At 33.9% G+C, this 15,955-nt stretch carries 21 protein-coding genes; 16 read left to right on the top strand and 5 right to left on the bottom strand.

Going from position 1 to position 15,955, the window contains the following annotated elements:
- Nucleotides 1-6 precede the first annotated feature (6 nt).
- Genes O6R05_RS05450 through O6R05_RS05440 form a run of 3 tightly spaced genes read right to left on the bottom strand, consistent with a single transcriptional unit; the run spans nucleotide 7 to nucleotide 3,226 of the window.
- Nucleotides 7-1,827 carry an AAA family ATPase gene (locus O6R05_RS05450; protein ID WP_271190982.1) on the bottom strand — a complete coding sequence of 607 codons (1,821 nt, stop codon included), beginning with the start codon at nucleotides 1,825-1,827 and terminating at the stop codon, nucleotides 7-9.
- Nucleotides 1,828-2,271: an ABC-three component system middle component 2 gene (locus tag O6R05_RS05445; RefSeq protein ID WP_271190981.1), complete on the bottom strand. Its 444-nt coding sequence runs from the start codon at nucleotides 2,269-2,271 to the stop codon at nucleotides 1,828-1,830.
- Complete coding sequence (locus tag O6R05_RS05440) at nucleotides 2,264-3,226, bottom strand: ABC-three component system protein (RefSeq protein ID WP_271190980.1); 963 nt, start codon at nucleotides 3,224-3,226, stop codon at nucleotides 2,264-2,266. The genes O6R05_RS05445 and O6R05_RS05440 overlap by 8 nt, the downstream gene beginning before the upstream one ends.
- 380 nt (nucleotides 3,227-3,606) lie before the next feature.
- On the opposite strand from O6R05_RS05440, the gene O6R05_RS05435 reads away from it, so the two are divergent.
- From O6R05_RS05435 to O6R05_RS05365, 15 genes are all read left to right on the top strand, one after another.
- Nucleotides 3,607-4,206, top strand: coding sequence for a sigma-70 family RNA polymerase sigma factor (locus O6R05_RS05435; RefSeq protein ID WP_271190979.1), 600 nt, complete (start codon nucleotides 3,607-3,609; stop codon nucleotides 4,204-4,206).
- Nucleotides 4,207-4,299: 93 nt separating this feature from the next.
- Entirely contained in the window at nucleotides 4,300-4,551 is a 252-nt protein-coding gene (locus O6R05_RS05430) for a hypothetical protein (protein WP_271190978.1), read from the top strand.
- On the top strand, nucleotides 4,493-4,789 hold the full coding sequence (locus tag O6R05_RS05425; RefSeq protein WP_271190977.1) for a hypothetical protein: 297 nt from the start codon (nucleotides 4,493-4,495) through the stop codon (nucleotides 4,787-4,789). The genes O6R05_RS05430 and O6R05_RS05425 overlap by 59 nt, the downstream gene beginning before the upstream one ends.
- On the top strand, nucleotides 4,789-5,910 hold the full coding sequence (locus tag O6R05_RS05420) for a DUF2800 domain-containing protein (RefSeq protein ID WP_271190976.1): 1,122 nt from the start codon (nucleotides 4,789-4,791) through the stop codon (nucleotides 5,908-5,910). The genes O6R05_RS05425 and O6R05_RS05420 overlap by 1 nt, the downstream gene beginning before the upstream one ends.
- Complete coding sequence (locus O6R05_RS05415) at nucleotides 5,900-6,445, top strand: DUF2815 family protein (protein ID WP_271190975.1); 546 nt, start codon at nucleotides 5,900-5,902, stop codon at nucleotides 6,443-6,445. The genes O6R05_RS05420 and O6R05_RS05415 overlap by 11 nt, the downstream gene beginning before the upstream one ends.
- A 9-nt stretch (nucleotides 6,446-6,454) precedes the next feature.
- Nucleotides 6,455-6,655, top strand: coding sequence for a hypothetical protein (locus O6R05_RS05410; protein ID WP_002834902.1), 201 nt, complete (start codon nucleotides 6,455-6,457; stop codon nucleotides 6,653-6,655).
- On the top strand, nucleotides 6,630-8,561 hold the full coding sequence (locus tag O6R05_RS05405; protein WP_271190974.1) for a DNA polymerase: 1,932 nt from the start codon (nucleotides 6,630-6,632) through the stop codon (nucleotides 8,559-8,561). The genes O6R05_RS05410 and O6R05_RS05405 overlap by 26 nt, the downstream gene beginning before the upstream one ends.
- Nucleotides 8,562-8,642: 81 nt before the next feature.
- Nucleotides 8,643-9,332 carry a Rha family transcriptional regulator gene (locus tag O6R05_RS05400; RefSeq protein ID WP_271190973.1) on the top strand — a complete coding sequence of 230 codons (690 nt, stop codon included), beginning with the start codon at nucleotides 8,643-8,645 and terminating at the stop codon, nucleotides 9,330-9,332.
- Entirely contained in the window at nucleotides 9,304-9,504 is a 201-nt protein-coding gene (locus O6R05_RS05395) for a hypothetical protein (protein ID WP_271190972.1), read from the top strand. Before O6R05_RS05400 ends, O6R05_RS05395 begins: the two co-directional genes overlap by 29 nt.
- The gene (locus tag O6R05_RS05390; RefSeq protein ID WP_271190971.1) at nucleotides 9,497-9,883 is read left to right on the top strand and encodes a DUF7768 domain-containing protein; all 387 of its coding nucleotides are present in this window, start codon (nucleotides 9,497-9,499) and stop codon (nucleotides 9,881-9,883) included. Before O6R05_RS05395 ends, O6R05_RS05390 begins: the two co-directional genes overlap by 8 nt.
- Nucleotides 9,884-12,085, top strand: a complete 2,202-nt coding sequence (locus O6R05_RS05385) for a phage/plasmid primase, P4 family (RefSeq protein WP_271190970.1) — start codon at nucleotides 9,884-9,886, stop codon at nucleotides 12,083-12,085.
- A 262-nt stretch (nucleotides 12,086-12,347) separates the two neighbouring features.
- On the top strand, nucleotides 12,348-12,605 hold the full coding sequence (locus O6R05_RS05380; protein WP_068370067.1) for a sterile alpha motif-like domain-containing protein: 258 nt from the start codon (nucleotides 12,348-12,350) through the stop codon (nucleotides 12,603-12,605).
- Nucleotides 12,563-12,844 (top strand): VRR-NUC domain-containing protein, encoded by a 282-nt coding sequence (locus tag O6R05_RS05375; protein WP_271190969.1) that lies wholly within the window; start codon nucleotides 12,563-12,565, stop codon nucleotides 12,842-12,844. The genes O6R05_RS05380 and O6R05_RS05375 overlap by 43 nt, the downstream gene beginning before the upstream one ends.
- Entirely contained in the window at nucleotides 12,845-14,191 is a 1,347-nt protein-coding gene (locus O6R05_RS05370) for a DEAD/DEAH box helicase (protein WP_271190968.1), read from the top strand.
- Between the two features lie 193 nt (nucleotides 14,192-14,384).
- Nucleotides 14,385-14,786, top strand: a complete 402-nt coding sequence (locus O6R05_RS05365) for a DUF1492 domain-containing protein (RefSeq protein ID WP_271192305.1) — start codon at nucleotides 14,385-14,387, stop codon at nucleotides 14,784-14,786.
- Between the two features lie 76 nt (nucleotides 14,787-14,862).
- On the opposite strand, the gene O6R05_RS05360 is transcribed toward O6R05_RS05365, so the two are convergent.
- Together O6R05_RS05360 and O6R05_RS05355 are read right to left on the bottom strand one after the other, a co-directional pair.
- Nucleotides 14,863-15,129, bottom strand: coding sequence for a type II toxin-antitoxin system RelE/ParE family toxin (locus O6R05_RS05360; protein ID WP_271190967.1), 267 nt, complete (start codon nucleotides 15,127-15,129; stop codon nucleotides 14,863-14,865).
- A complete protein-coding gene (locus tag O6R05_RS05355) occupies nucleotides 15,129-15,386 on the bottom strand; it encodes an AbrB/MazE/SpoVT family DNA-binding domain-containing protein (RefSeq protein ID WP_271190966.1) in 258 nt (85 codons plus the stop codon). Before O6R05_RS05355 ends, O6R05_RS05360 begins: the two co-directional genes overlap by 1 nt.
- A gap of 147 nt (nucleotides 15,387-15,533) precedes the next feature.
- Between O6R05_RS05355 and O6R05_RS05350 the strand changes: the two genes are divergently transcribed.
- Nucleotides 15,534-15,932, top strand: a complete 399-nt coding sequence (locus tag O6R05_RS05350; RefSeq protein ID WP_449301148.1) for an HNH endonuclease — start codon at nucleotides 15,534-15,536, stop codon at nucleotides 15,930-15,932.
- The last annotated feature ends 23 nt before the right edge of the window (nucleotides 15,933-15,955 follow it).

The raw sequence follows: 15,955 nt of genomic DNA, 5'->3' as shown, positions 1-15,955 counted from the left end.
ATCCTCCTAGTCTGTCACGCCTTTAAGAAATCCATAGCGACCAAAGTCTTCATTTTTGGTAAATTCCACCGTATGAAGGCTATATTCATTCCAGTCCATTTTTGGTAAATTCTTATTATTATCTATCAATATAATCTGTCTGTGATTTCCAGTTTCTATTAGGAACTTATAGAAAGCATACCTCATATTATCAAGACGCTCTTTAGTAGTTTGTTGATCTGCGATTGCTTCATCTAGGCCTAGTAGCGGAGTATCAACCATGAATATTGGAATAGGGTACGTGGCGTATAAATCTAAATATTCTAGCATAGATAAACTTACTACTGAATTTAAGTAGGCACGATACCCCTTACCTTGACTAGATTTAGGTTCACCATTTAAAGAAACATCGAAAGTGTTTCTATCAAATCTTGCAGTGCTTAAATTAGGAAAAGAACATTTTTTAAGATTGGTTTCAAGGATAGTACTCAGATTACGGAAGAAATTTAGAGGAAATCTATCTAATGGTTTATATTTATTATCTTCAATTTTATCATCATCATAGTCACTAAGATCTTCATTCCACTCAGACGCCATTTTTCTTAAAGTCGCTTTTTCTGTTTGTAAATTAAAATACATATTATGTTCTCTTATGGTGTTTTCTAATTCTTTTATTGCAGGAGCTAGTATTTTATTAATACGATGACTGTTTTGATTAATAATAGTTTGATTAGATTTAATCTTATTCTCTAAAGCTATGTCCTCTTCTTTAAGAAGTTCTAGGGTTTCAGTTAAGTCCTTTAATTTAATCTGTATGTTTTTTAGCTCGATAGCTACACTTTCTAAATTTACTAAATTGTCTTCTTCAGTCATCTTGGAATTGCAAAAAGGGCATGAGGTGTCTTCTTCGTAAGAATGCATTGGTCTATTTCCCTCAACTATAAAAGATAGTCTATTTAAATCAATCTTGTATTGATCAATTAACTTTTCGAAGTTTCGAATACTTATACTGTTTTCTTCTCTTTCAACAAAAAGAGAAGTATTTTCCTCGGTTAGCATTTTATTTTCTTTTGTAATTTTAGATAGTGCATCATTATTATAGTTAACTTGATGTAAAGCATCATTTAAATGATTCTCAGCCTCTTCTTTGCTTATGCTTTTTAGAGTTTCAGATATTTTGGACTCTTCTTCAGAAATCTTTTTAAGTTTATTATTTACATAGGCTCTAACTGCTTGATTTTTTAACTTTATGCTATCAGGAGATTCTTCTTTTTCTAAAGGGGCTTGATTTTCACCATTTATAAGAAATAAAAGAGAGGAACGAAAAGCGGTTAAAGAAGTATTTGTCTTTGGATCTAAAATAGAACCTTCTCGTAAAATTTCAGATTCTTTGAGAAAGAAGATGTGTAAGAAAGTTCGCCAAGTAAGATTTTGTGTTGCAAAGTTTTCATTTTTAATTACTTTAATTGGAAGTTGATCTATTCCAAGGAGAGTAAGAAATATATCGGAGAGAGTCATTTTTGTTTTAGAAACTAGAGGGTATTCTCCGCTCTCTATATCTGGAATAGAGCTTCTAAGATACACCTTGTTCTTATTTTCTTCTAAATACCTTTTAATTTGAATAGTACCACTTTCACAAACAAGGTCTATAATTAGATAATCTTGATTATCTAAACCATCAACTTTACTTGCACCAAAAAGATAATCAACACATTTTAAGATTAAAGTCTTACCCGTGTTGGAGGGGCCGTGGATAAGATTGAATCCATTAACAAAGTCAACTTTAGATATCTCACCTTGATTGCTAATGCTTTGAATCGATTTTATATAAAAAGATTTAGCTATCACTTATATCCTCCTTTTACGTGAAATTCCATTAATATAATTCAAAACTTCAGTATCTGAGTACTCACTGAAATAATCCTGTACATCAATTGCAATGTTCATATAGTTCATTGCATAGTCAAGCTTTAGTTCTTCTATAACATCTTTACCTCTATCAGTAATTTTAAAGACAAAACCTTGATTCGTTCCTGACACTGAAGCGAAACCTTTGGATACTAGTGCTTTTAGAGCCTGTCTTCCGGATTTTAAACGAGTAGCAAGTTCCCCCAATCGATATGGGTTTTCTCCATGTAAGTCGGAATCTTCAATCTTAAAGGTTTTAGAGTATAAGCTTAAATAATCTAAAGAGGAAATGTAGTCTGCGGTTTTCTCTTTTCCATCAAGAACAAAAAGTTGTATAAGGATTCTAAGGGAGATTTCGTAGATAGAATTAAATAGATTACTCATCTTCATCCTCCTCAACCCAGACTAATCGACTATCATTTACTAACATATGGCAAAACCCACATTTTCTTTTTATGGTTACCAACTCTGGTAAGTGATATAGCTTTGAGCCATTGAGTTCAACTTTAGATGCCTGCTCTAAAACAGATAGTAGTCTATCATATCCATCAGGATAGTTTTTTCTACTTGTATTGACAACACCATCATAGGTTTCATCTAGAAGTTTTTGAAATTCATCAGAATCTGAGAAAATAGTATCTCTTGAAAAATTTTTCAAACTCTCAGCCTCATAAAAATTAACTCTTTGCTCTTGGAAGTTTTCTCTATATTTCTTTTTGAAGGTAGCTCTGTTTGAAATGTCAATATCAGTTTTTCCAGCATCATTATAGGCATCAATTAAAGCATAAATATATTTTAATTTCATTTCATCTTCAGGAATATCTTCTGATGGTACATCTGAAATTGGCATAGGTATTTTGGCATCTCCGAAAACCAACATTCCATTTTCTACTTTTACTTTACTGATAAAGTCTTCAACATTTATAGGTTGAGGACTTTTTTTATTTCCATTTGTAGCTATATCGGTAAGTATCTTCGTAAGAAGCTCTGCTGCTTTACTGCCTAAGTTAAAAAAATTAAGACCATCAATTGAAAACTCAGACTGAAACAATTCATACATAGCTGAGGTGATTGAATCATCGGTGTCATCAATAAAAGCTGCCAGTGCTTGTTCATCCTTGTATTTTAAAAGTTCTATAGCAACATCCTTTGAAATATTAGCTGAACCATAAGCATATTTTTTAATAGTAGAGGAACTTCTTTCTACATCAGAGAGGTCCTCTTCGGTATATGGTGTATAAATTTCAAATACGCTTTGCGTAAAATATTCAATACTTTCTTTATTTTCTTTAAGTGGTCTAATGCATTTTATGAATTTAGAAAAAGGCGTTTTGCTCATAATTTTCCTCCTTTCTGTGGTCCGATTAGACCACGGACTTTTCTGGACCAATTCCGACCATGTAAAAATATCTAATTTTATAAGATAGAAACAGATATAAGGTTAGTGACTAATTAAATTATATCACAGCTTATTTCGTTTTACTAAAGGCATTATTTAGAAAGACGAATAAAAAATCTGTTAAAAACGAAAAAAACATTCTCAAGTCCGAGATGCGCATTAGGACGTAGGGGATTACAAAAATAGCTAAAGAAGTCTATTAGACTTATGAGCTTTTTGATCTCTACGTTTATTTCTAATGTGCATTTTTTAGTGCAGAAAAATACGGTGGTCAATTTTGTTTCCCCTGAGAATTAGCCAATTCAAGGAGGAAACGAAAAATGCGAATCAGAAAAACACGACAAGATCAGAGAAGAACCTACATTTATCAATCTGCTACTGGGAAAAAAGAAGTCATCACAGCAGGAGAAAATGGGGTCACAGAAGTGGATATTAAGATGCTCCACTCTATAGATGATAGTGAGGTCTACAATAATTTCAAAAATATGAGATCAGGTAGAACAGAAGAGGAAAAAGAAGAAATTAAAAGATGGAGAGAAAAGTATATTGAGGATTTTGAGAAAGAACATGGATATAAGCCAAACAAAAAAGACGTGGAGTATATGGTAAATGAGGTATTCCCTAAGAACTATAATCTTTCCTTAGATTATGACCAAAATGGTGAATTAGATTCAGACAAAAAGACTATTTCCTATGAAGCATCCACTTGCGATGACTATAGCGATTTTATTTCCCCATGGTCAGACCAAATGGAGAAACTATTAAAAGAATTAACTGCTAAGCAAAGACGAGTAGTCCAATTAATGTATGTAGAAGGATATAAGCAATCGGAAATTGCAAAAATGCTAGGTATATCTTCAGTTGGTGTAAAGAAACACTTGGATAAGACCAAGGCCTTTATCAAGAAAAATTATAAATAAATTTTATGGTGGGGTTAAAAATCTCACCTTTTTCTTTGCCTGTGACTTGTAGGGGAGAGAACCTTACAAGTTTTAAAGAAGGGAGGTCATTACTTGAAACACAGAGTTGTTATTAATGTAAGCAATGCGAATAGCAAGAAAAGGAAAGTGATGGAAGCGGCAGAGATGAGTTTACCAAAGAGAATTATCAGGTTTCTATTTGGAGACTTTACACAGATCTACCTATTAAAGCCAGGCGATCAAATTGAATCAGTCGATATCAAAGAAGTGAAGGAAGGAGAAAAAGATGTCAAGAATAAAGCTACTAATGGGAATCAAAGAAGATGCAGAGAATCTTGCATCTAGTATAGGTGTCCTTCTCACAGCACTAGAAAGTGATGAGGAACTACCTAAAGAAGAAAAGGTAAAGCAAGAAGAAAAGACCTATGAGATTGAAGATGTTAGAAAGATACTAGCCGATAAATCAAGATTAGGTCATACAGCAAAGATAAGAGAACTCTTAGTAAAGTATGGGGATAAAAAGTTATCTGAGATTGAACCAAGTAATTATAAAGACTTGGTGGCAGATGTGGAGAAACTCTGATGGGTGATCATGCAATATTATCTGCATCAAGTAGTTCACGTTGGATTCACTGTCCACCAAGCGTTAGGCTTTCTCAAAAATATGAAGATGAAGTTAGTCCCTATGCACTTGAAGGCACCTCAGCTCATGCCTTAGCAGAATATAAACTAAAGAAGTTATTAGGTTTAGATACTAAAGACCCAACAGAGGATTTGGATTTTTATGATGAAGAAATGGATGAGCTAACTGATGGATATGCCTCATACGTAGCAGAAGTTATAAGTAGATACGAAAGCCCAGCCGTCTTTGTGGAAGAAAGGCTTGACCTTTCAGAATATGTTAAGGAGTCCTTTGGTACAGCTGACTGTGTAGTTGTAGGTGGTAATGACCTCCATATAGTAGATTTAAAGACTGGATATATTTTTGTAGATGCCAAAGAAAACACACAACTCATGTTATATGGACTTGGTGCATTAAGTCTCCTTGATGGAATTTATGATATCGAGAAAGTAGTTCTTCATATCTATCAACCAAGAAGATGCAATATATCAACTTATGAAATTAAAAAGATAGAACTTTATAAGTGGGGAGAAACCATACGAGAAATTGCCGAGAAAGCTTACAAAGGCGAGGGAGAATTTTCTTGTGGGGAATGGTGTATCTTCTGTAAAGCAAAGAACAAATGTAGGAAAAGGGCAGAAGAAAACTTAAAACTGGCACAAGAAGAATTTATCCTACCACCAGAACTATCTGATGATGAAATTGAAGAGATTTTACCAAGACTAGACGAAATGGAACAATGGGTCAAAGATATCAAGGCCTATGCTTTAGAAAGAGCAATGAAGGACCATAGATGGAAGAGCCTAAAACTTGTCGAAGGCAGGTCTAATCGAAGATACCGAGATGAAGATGAAGTTATAAACAAAGTAAAAGAACTGGGATTTAATCCCTTTGAAGAAAAGTTACTTGGCATCACAGCTATGACTAAGTTACTAGGTAAGAAAGTCTTTGATGAAAATATCACTGACTTATTAGAAAAACCAAAAGGAAAGTTAACCCTAGTAAGCATTAGAGACACACGAGAAGAAGTAAAAATTGACAATGTTAAAGAAGAATTCGGAGGATTTAATTATGCAAAATAGAACAAAAGTAATTACAGGTGAAGTTAGATTAAGCTATGCAAATGTTTGGGAACCAAAGTCAATCAATGGTGGTAAAGAAAGATACTCAGTATCTGTCATCATTCCAAAGAGCGACCAAAAGACCATTGAGAAGATTGAAAAAGCAATAGATGCTGCTATTGATGAAGGACTTTCTAAATTCAATGGAAAAAAACCTAATAAGAAAGCTATCAAACTTCCATTAAGAGATGGTGATACAGAAAAAGATGACGAGGCTTATGCAGATGCATACTTCTTAAATGCGAACTCTATGACAGCGCCCCAAATCGTAGACAGAAATGTAGAAGCAATCCTTGATAGGAGTGAAGTCTACTCCGGAGTTTATGCAAGGGTATCCCTTAACTTCTATGCCTACAATGTAAATGGCAATAAGGGCGTAGCGGTTGGCCTTGGAAATATTCAAAAACTAAGAGATGGTCAACCTCTAGGTAATAGGTCTAATGCAGCAGATGACTTCGATGCCATGGACGATGATGATGAAGATTTCTTAGCATAGGAGATAGAAATGGACTATTTAATTACAGCGATAGTTTTAGCTATTTGGTCCTTTTTATGGTATAAGCTTGGATTTTTACAAGCTCAGCTAAAAGAACTAGATAGAGACATTAGAAAAATAGAAAAACAAATAAAAGAAGATAGAAAAAATAATTTAGCAGAATTAACAAAGCTTAGTGATAGCTATGAAGAGATTGTCCATAGATCTTGAGACCTATTCTTCAGTTGACTTAGGCAAAAGTGGTGTATACAAATATGCCGAGAGTGAGGATTTTGAAATCCTCCTCTTTGCCTATTCTATTGATGATGGAGAGGTTGAGGTTATTGATTTAGCAAGTGGAGAGAAAATTCCTAGTGAAATATTATCAGCACTTCGTGATGAGAAAGTTGAAAAGTGGGCCTTTAATGCCAACTTTGAAAGGGTGTGTTTGACTAGATATCTTGGAGAAAGATTAAAGCCTCAAGGCTGGTATTGCACCATGATTTGGTCAGCATATTTAGGGCTTCCCTTATCTCTTGAAAAGGTCGGAGAGGTCTTGAAACTAGAGAAACAGAAAATGGCGGAAGGTAAGTCTCTCGTCAGGTATTTTTCTATGCCTTGTAAGCCTACTAAGTTCAATGGAATGAGGACAAGAAATCTATCAAAGCACGATAAAGAAAAGTGGTTTATCTTTAAAGAATACAACAAGAGAGATGTGGAAACTGAAATGGCTATAAAACAGAAGCTATCAGACTTTCCTATGCCTCAATCAGAATGGGAGAACTACTGGACAGACCAAAATATAAACGATAGAGGAATTTTAATTGATAAGACTCTAGTCGATTCAGCGATTAAGTTTGATGAAATTCTCAGAAAAGAAAATATGGGAAGAGCGGGTAAACTTACTGGTCTTGAAAATCCAAACTCTCCCTTACAGCTAAAAGAATGGCTTAATAAAAAAGGCTTAGAGATAGATTCCTTAGCTAAGAAAGATGTAGAGTCTGCTCTAAAAAATGCTGAAGGAGATATTAAAGAAGTATTGGAACTTAGACAGGAATTATCTAAGTCTTCAGTTAGAAAATATGATGCTATGAAAAATGTAAAAGGAAAAGATAATCGAGTAAGGGGTCTGATCCAATTTTATGGAGCAAATAGAACTGGAAGGTATTCGGGACGTCTTATCCAGGTGCAAAATTTAAGGCGTAATAACCTAAAGGACTTAGAACTTGCAAGAAGTCTTGTAAGAGACAAAGAATATGAAAGTTTAGAAATGCTCTATGACTCACCACCTGATGTCTTATCTCAACTGATTAGAACAGCCTTTATACCAAAAAAGGAATGTCGATTTATAGTTTCAGACTTCTCAGCTATTGAAGCTCGTGTCCTTGCATGGATTGCAGGAGAGGTCTGGGTGCTTGATGCCTTTAAAAATGGAGAGGATATCTACTGCTCTACAGCAAGTCAGATGTTTGGCGTGCCTGTTGTAAAGCATGGCATTAATTGGGAGTTAAGGCAAAAAGGTAAGGTAGCCACGCTTGCCTGCGGTTACCAAGGATCTGTAGGAGCGCTTAAAGCTATGGGCGCTATAGAAATGGGGTTAAATGAAGATGAACTTCAAGGTATTGTTGATTCGTGGCGAGAAGCTAATCCCAACATTGTAAGGCTTTGGTGGGATATTGACTCTGTTGTAAAAAGAGTCGTTAAGACCAGGACTAGAGAGAAATATAGAAATTTAGTTATCAGCTACGAAAAAGGAATTCTCTTTATAGAACTTCCTTCAAAAAGAAGACTTGCTTATCCAAAGGCAAAAATCGGGATGAATCGATTTGGTGGAGAGTCAATAGTCTATGAAGGAATCGTAGTAGGAAATAAATGGGACAAGATTGAATCCTATGGAGGAAAGTTTGTAGAAAACATCGTCCAAGCTATAGCTCGAGATATCTTAGCTGAAGCTATAAAAAGATTAGAAGATAGAGGATTTAATATCGTCATGCATATCCATGACGAGGTTGTAATAGAAAGTGATTCATCTAGTATCGAAGAAATAAATGAAATCATGTCCTTACTTCCTAGCTGGGCACCTGGACTTATTCTTGATGCAGATGGATTTGAAAGTGAATTTTATAGAAAAGATTAAAGAGGAGGTTAAAAATCTCCTCTATTTCTTTGCCTGTGATTTAGGAGGGAAACCTCTTAAAAATTCACAGGAGGTAATTCAATGAATGAACTAATACCAAAGAACGATTATGGAATATTTGCAGATCACAATGATGTTGCAAGAGTGGACAGTAGATTTGTAGCAGAGTTTTTTGAAAAGAGGCACTCTAATGTTATAAGAGATATACAAACAATCACTCAACCCAAATCTGGGCTCAGTGAAGAATTTATTGAACTCAATTTTGAGCTCAGCAGTTATAAGGATGTAACTGGAAGAAATCTACCATGTTATTTATTAACTAGAGATGGATTTACTATTTTAGCTATGGGTTACACGGGCAAAAAAGCCATGAAATTTAAAGAGCTCTATATTAAGAAATTTAACGAGATGGAAGAATTCATAAAGACTCTAGTATCAGCTAGAAAAGAATTCCCTCTTTTAACCGAGAATATAAGATTGCTTCATGACAATCCAAAAGCTTATCACTTTAGTAATGAGTGTAACATGCTGAATCGTATCGTTTTAGGTAAGAGTGCAAAAGAATTTAGATTAGAAAATGATATACCAAAAGGAAAAAGTATAAGACCATACCTGAATCAATCACAAATAGAGATGATTGAAACCTTGCAAAAAGTAGATATTGGTTTATTAGTAGCGTTTCCTACTTATCAAGATAGAAAGAAACACCTTGAATGGTACAAGCAAAAATTGGAGGTACAAAATGTTTTATGTGAAAGAAAAAATCAATGATTCTATGGAAATAAGCATTGAAATAAATGATGAGAATGTCTTTTGCACCTGTCCAAAGTGTGGAAAAGAAGTTCGAGTAGATTTAAATAAAGTATTGGAAGATGGCGATGTATTTTCTACTCAAGTTTGCTGTAATACTTGTAGTGAAACAATGAGGGATATTTATGAATAAGGAACTATACAACGGGAGTGGGTGCAAGGATCCCACTCCTTATCAAGCAATTAAAAATACAGAGAAAAGGTACTATCCCTTGGTATATATCTGCAGTCCATTTTCTGGAGATGTTGAAAATAATGTCATCAAGGCACAGAAGTACTCTCGCTATGCCTTGGATAGAGGAAATATTCCCATAGCACCACATCTTTTATTTCCTCAGTTTATGAGTGATGAAAGTGAGAGAAGACTTGCTATGCATTTTAATTATGTCCTTCTTGGAAAATGTGAAGAAGTCTGGGTCTTTGGTGACAACATAAGTCCTGGAATGGCAGAAGAAATAAGAGTTGCTGAGAAGAGAAAAATGAAGATTCGATATATAAGGGAGGTAGCCTAATTGAAAATATATACCTCAAATCAAATAGGAGTGGAGTCAAATTGTGTTTATCCAAATGAGGTCAATGCAGTAGATGTTAGGTCATTTGAGAAAGCTGCGAGTTTTGACCATGTAATGGCTAAGTATAAAAACTCCTACAGGTCCAACGATAATTTTATAGAGTCGGAATGTGTTCCCATGGATATAGACAACGACCATTCAGAAAATCCAGATGATTGGATTTCAACTAACGATTTAAAGAGAATATTTGATGGAGTTAAATTTGCCATAGTTTACAGCAGAAACCATAGAAAAGAAAAAAATGGAAAAGCTGCAAGACCAAGAATGCACATATATTTTCCAATACCTAAGATTACAAATCTTGATGACTATGTAGAATTAAAAGAAAGGTTGGCAGAGACTTATACTTTCTTTGATGGAAATGCCTTAGATGGAGCAAGATTTTTCTTTGGAGTTAAGAATCCTGCTGTTGAAATAGTTAGGGGAAGAAAATATATAACAGATATTCTAAAAGATGACTTTGAAGACTTTGATAATTCTCAAGACTTGATTCAGCAAGGCTCTAGAAATTCAACTATGAACCATTTTGCTGGTAGGATTCTAGTTCGATATGGAAATACAGATGAGGCAAGAGAATTATTTGATAAAAAAGCTAGTCTTTGTTCACCACCACTCCCAGATGATGAACTGGCACAAATCTGGAGGTCTGCTTGTAAATTCTATAAAAAGGTAGCTGCAAGTGAAGATTATGTTCCACCTGAAGAATACAATGAAAGATATGAGGAATATAAGCCTGAGAAACTTACAGATATAGCAATGGCTGAAATCTTTACTAAGCACAACAAAGATAAAGCCATCTACACGATATCTCAAGGCTGGCTTTATTGGACGGGCAAGAAGTGGGAAGATTCTGAGCTAAAAGTAATGAGTCTTTATATGGAGACTGCCAAAAAAGTTTTAGAAAATGCAAGCATTGAATTTAAAGAGACCTATCAAGAATTAGCAGATGCTGAAATGATGGGAAGTAAGGAAGAAAAAGCACAAGCAAAATTAAAAGTAAATAGTGCAAAAGCCTATATCAATTTTGCTAAAAAGATGAACGACCACGGAAAAGTATCTGGAATATTAAAACTAGCTAAGTCTTTGTTAGAAGTTAAAAATGAAAAACTTGATGCAGATGCTTTTATTTTAAATACACCTGTTGGAGTTATTGATTTAAAAACAAGTGAAATAAAAGAGCATGACCCGTCTTACTATTGCACGAAGATTACTGCCCTAGCTCCAAGTAAGGATAATATGGATATGTGGATAGATACTTTAAGGGATGTAACTGGTGGAGATGATGAGTTTATTAATTTCTTAAAGTTCCATGCAGGGTCGACATTAATAGGTCATGTTTATGAAGAAGCACTCCTTATAGCTTATGGAGATGGAGGAAATGGGAAGTCTACAGTCTTTAATTCAGAGGCTCACGTTCTTGGAGACTATGCAGGTAAAATCCCAGCTGAGTCTTTAACAACAAGAGCAAAGAATGTGAAGGTTGATCTAGCAGAGTTATGTGGTAAGAGATTTATTCTAGCCTCTGAAACAGAAGAGGGTCAAAGACTGTCAAGTTCTATGTTGAAGCAGATAGCAAGTGTTGATGATATTTCAGCAGAAAGAAAATACTATGCACCCTTTTCATTTACGCCAACGCATTCTACTATTCTCTATACAAATCATCTACCAAAGGTGGGTTCTAATGATCGAGGAACCTGGAGAAGAATTGTAGTGGCTCCATTTTCTGTTGCCATCAAAAATCCTAAGACAGACTATATAGATAAGCTTCTAGAAAAAGCAGGTGGGGCAATTCTACAGTGGATGATTGAAGGAGCAAAAGAATATATAGATGCAGGCTTTAAATATCCAAAGTGTAATGTTGTAGATGATGCTAAAAGATCATATAAAGAAGAAAATGACTGGATAAGCCATTTTATTTCAGATAAATGCATAAAAGGAACAAATTATAAAGAAATGAGTGCAAGGTTATATCAAGTTTATCGTGAGTGGGCTGGTTCAAATGGAGAATACATTAGGAACAATAGAGATTTTTCGCGAGCCCTTATAGCAGAAGGTTATGAAAAGAAAAGGACAAATAGAGGAATTGAATGGGGCGGTATAACCATCAATGATTTAGTGGAGTCAGAAGACGACTTTTTATAAATGCATCTTAGTGTAGCATTTATAGGCTAAATAAAGATGATTGTATAGAAAAAAGTTTTTCTTAATTAATGAAAAGTGCATACACTAAACTACAAAAAGACATGACTATTTACACTTGACTTAACAGTAAAATGGCTTAATATACGCATTTTGTATGGTGTGAATAGTTATAGCCTACTTTCTTTTATATATTATTTTTATTCTCTCGTGTAAAAGGTTTATATAAAGCTACACTATACAACACTTAAAAAATGGAGGATTTATGAATTTCTATAACTACATGATGAAAAATCACTTAAATGAAAAGTCTCCAAGAGGAGATTTAGCAAGAGATATGAAGGAAGATAGAGACTTTCCTAAAAATAAAACGGGGAAATTTAAGGGCTGGAAAAGACTGATTAAAAATTATTTAGAAAGCCAGGGTGCTTGTTATGATTGTATGATGACTTTTGAAGAAGCGTGGAAGGAGTATGAAAATTGCGAGAGAAAGAGATTGAATCTGCCCTTGTTAAAAGAGTAAAAGAGAATAAGGGTCTTTGTCTTAAATTTACATCTCCATCAATGACGGGAATACCAGATAGAATAATAATTCTACCTAAAGGAAAGATAGGATTTGTGGAAACAAAAAGACCTGGAGGAGAACCAAGACCAATTCAGAAAAAGAGAATAAGACAACTTAAAAACTTAGGTTTTAGGGTTTATGTTCTTGATACCAAAGAAAATATCGATGAAATAATAAAGAAGATTGGTGGTGACTAATTGGAATACACTCCACATAAATACCAGAACTATGCTACTGAATTTATAAAAGTAAATGAAGAATCAGCACTTCTATTGGATATGGGACTTGGCAAGACGGTTATAAGCCTAACAGCTATAAAAGATTTACTCTTTGATTCTTTTGAAATTTCTAAAGTTTTAATTGTAGCACCATTAAGAGTTGCAAGAGATACATGGAAGGAAGAAATAGAAAAATGGTCTCACCTTGATATCTTAAAATATTCAGTAGTCATAGGAAGTGAAAAAGAAAGAATAAAAGCATTAAATAAACAAGCAGACATTTATCTAATCAATAGGGAAAATGTAGACTGGCTTATAAATAAGAGTGAACTACCATTTAACTACGATATGATTGTAATTGATGAATTATCATCTTTTAAGTCTCATAGGTCAAAGAGGTTTAAAGCTTTGATGAAAGTTAGACCAAAGGTAAAAAGAATAGTTGGTCTTACTGGAACTCCATCATCAAATGGTCTAATGGATTTGTGGGCTGAGTTTAGACTGCTTGATATGGGAGAGAGGCTTGGAAGATTTATTGGTCAGTACAGAGAAATCTACTTCAGACCAGATAAAAGAAACGGACCAATCATTTATTCTTACAAACCACTACCTTTTGCTGAAGATGCAATCTATGAAAAAATATCAGATATAACAGTTTCTATGAAAGCTGAAGATTACCTAAAAATGCCAGAGAAGATAAACAATGAAGTCTTTGTAAATCTATCAGATAAAGAAAGAGATATCTATGAAACCTTAAAAAAAGACCTGGTCGTTAGTATTAAGGATAAAGATATAGATGCAGTTAATGCTGCTGCACTTTCTAATAAGTTACTTCAAATGGCGTCAGGTTCTGTTTATGATGAAGATAAAAATATGATTCATATTCATGATAGAAAGCTTGATGCCTTGGAAGATTTAATAGAAGGCGCAAATGGTAAACCAGTATTAATAGCTTATTGGTACAAGTCAGATTTGAAAAGAATAAAACATAGGTTTGATGTAAGAGAACTTAAGACAAGTGAGGACTTTAAAGAATGGAATCAAGGTAAGATTCCTGTAGCCATTATCCATCCAGCATCTGCTGGTCATGGATTAAACCTACAAGCAGGTGGCTCAACACTTATTTGGTTTTCTCTTACTTGGTCATTAGAACTTTATGAACAAACCAATGCCAGACTATATAGGCAGGGTCAGAAAGAAACAGTTGTAATTCATCATATCTTATCTAAAGGAACTATTGATGAAGATGTAATGAAATCATTAGAAAATAAGAATAAAACACAAGCTGCACTTATTGATGCAGTAAAAGCAAATCTAGATAGTTAATGTCATATAATGTCACTATCAAAATTTGCTAAGATTAATACAAGAGTAGAAGTTATATGGATAACTTACCTCAAAACTTATGGAGGTAAGAAAATGCACCCTTCCAATGAAAGATAACGAAATCAGAGATTTCTATCTTTCTATTGTTGGGCACGAGAACATTTTCTTTCCTTCTATCGAAAGGGGTAAGAAAATGAATGCAAAAGAGTATTTAAAACAAGCTTTTTATTTAGACAAAAGAATTAACAGCAAGCTAGAGCAAGTTGAAAGTTTAAATGCATTAGCAACAAAAGTTACATCGACCTTATCAGATATGCCTAAGAGTCCTAATAGAGGACCATCAAAACTTGAAGATACTATTGTTAAGATTATTGATCTTCAAGAAGAAATCAATAGAGATATAGATAGGTTGGTGGATTTAAAGAAAGAAATCGTAAGAACAATAAAAAAGATTGAAGATAAAGAACTTCAAGTCGTTTTAGAAAAAAGATATCTTTGTTTTGAATCTTGGGAGAAGATAGCGGTTGAGATGAATTACTCAATTCAGCATATTTTTAGATTGCATAGTAAGGCTTTAAAAAATATAGAAGTATAAAAAAATAGGGTGACGCATAAATGCATCACCCGCAAAACTTTCGTTTTCAATTCGTGTATTTATTATAGTATTAAATTTAAAACTTTTCCAGGATATCGTGGTGTCCAATATCTAAAAGAAATATCAATTCATTATTTTCATAGAACCAAATAATGCGAATATCCATATTCACAGAAGACTCCCATATTCCATCTGTACCTTGTATTTTCTTAGTTCTTAAAGATGGATGGGTAGGATTTTCTACGAAAAATTTAAGTTTCTTTTTCGTTTGTTTCTTTTCAGTATCAGATAGTTTTTTGTAATGTTTTTTAAAGGCCTTCGAATAAGTAATTTTATAGGACATTACTTGTCTAACTCCTCAAAAAGGGAGTCAATGGAGTCAAAAACAGGTTGATTCCCATTTTTTATAGATTCTTTAATCTCTTTTACTTCAGCTTTTAAATTTTTTATGACATGCTCTGGATAGATTGCAACTGGAACAAGTACAATTTTTCCATTATCTTCTATGACTTCAAATTGGTCACCTTGATTTAATTCCATAGAGTTTACTATGTCTTTTGGGATAGTAACTTGTGATTTAGCTTTTAGTTCAACTAACATAACAAAACCTCCTTAGTTAGAAATTCGTACTTTCTAACTAAATTATATTTTCTTCTAAGAGAAAAGTCAAGTGGAGAGTAAAGTTGATAGAATGAGAGTAAGTAGTTGTAGTATAGTTAGAATAGCAAAAGAATAATAAAATGAGCCTTGGAGATAAAATCTTCAGGGCTTTCTTTATGGAGTGATAAAGTGCCGAGAAAACCTAAGAGACCATGTTCACATCCAGGTTGTCCAGAATTAGTTGATGGACGATTCTGTAAGAAACATGAGAAAGAATACAACAAAAACTATGAAAAATATAAACGAGATCCTAACACTCATAAGCGTTATGGAAAAGCATGGAGAGTTATAAGGAAAAGATATGTAGCAGAGCATCCACTTTGTGAGATGTGTTTAAAAGAAAATAGAATGACAAAGGTAGAGGAAGTACATCACATACTTCCTCTTTCTCGTGGTGGAACTAATGACGAAGATAATCTTATGAGTCTTTGTAAATCTTGTCACTCAAAGATTCACGCTGAGCGTGGAGATAGGTTTGGAGGATAGTTTTCCGTGGGGAGGGGGAGTCG

It is taken from the genome of Peptoniphilus equinus, assembly GCF_027921445.1.
Classification (GTDB): domain Bacteria; phylum Bacillota; class Clostridia; order Tissierellales; family Peptoniphilaceae; genus Peptoniphilus; species Peptoniphilus equinus.
Note: the sequence above shows the minus strand (reverse complement) of the source record. Positions and strands in the feature narration are given on the sequence as shown.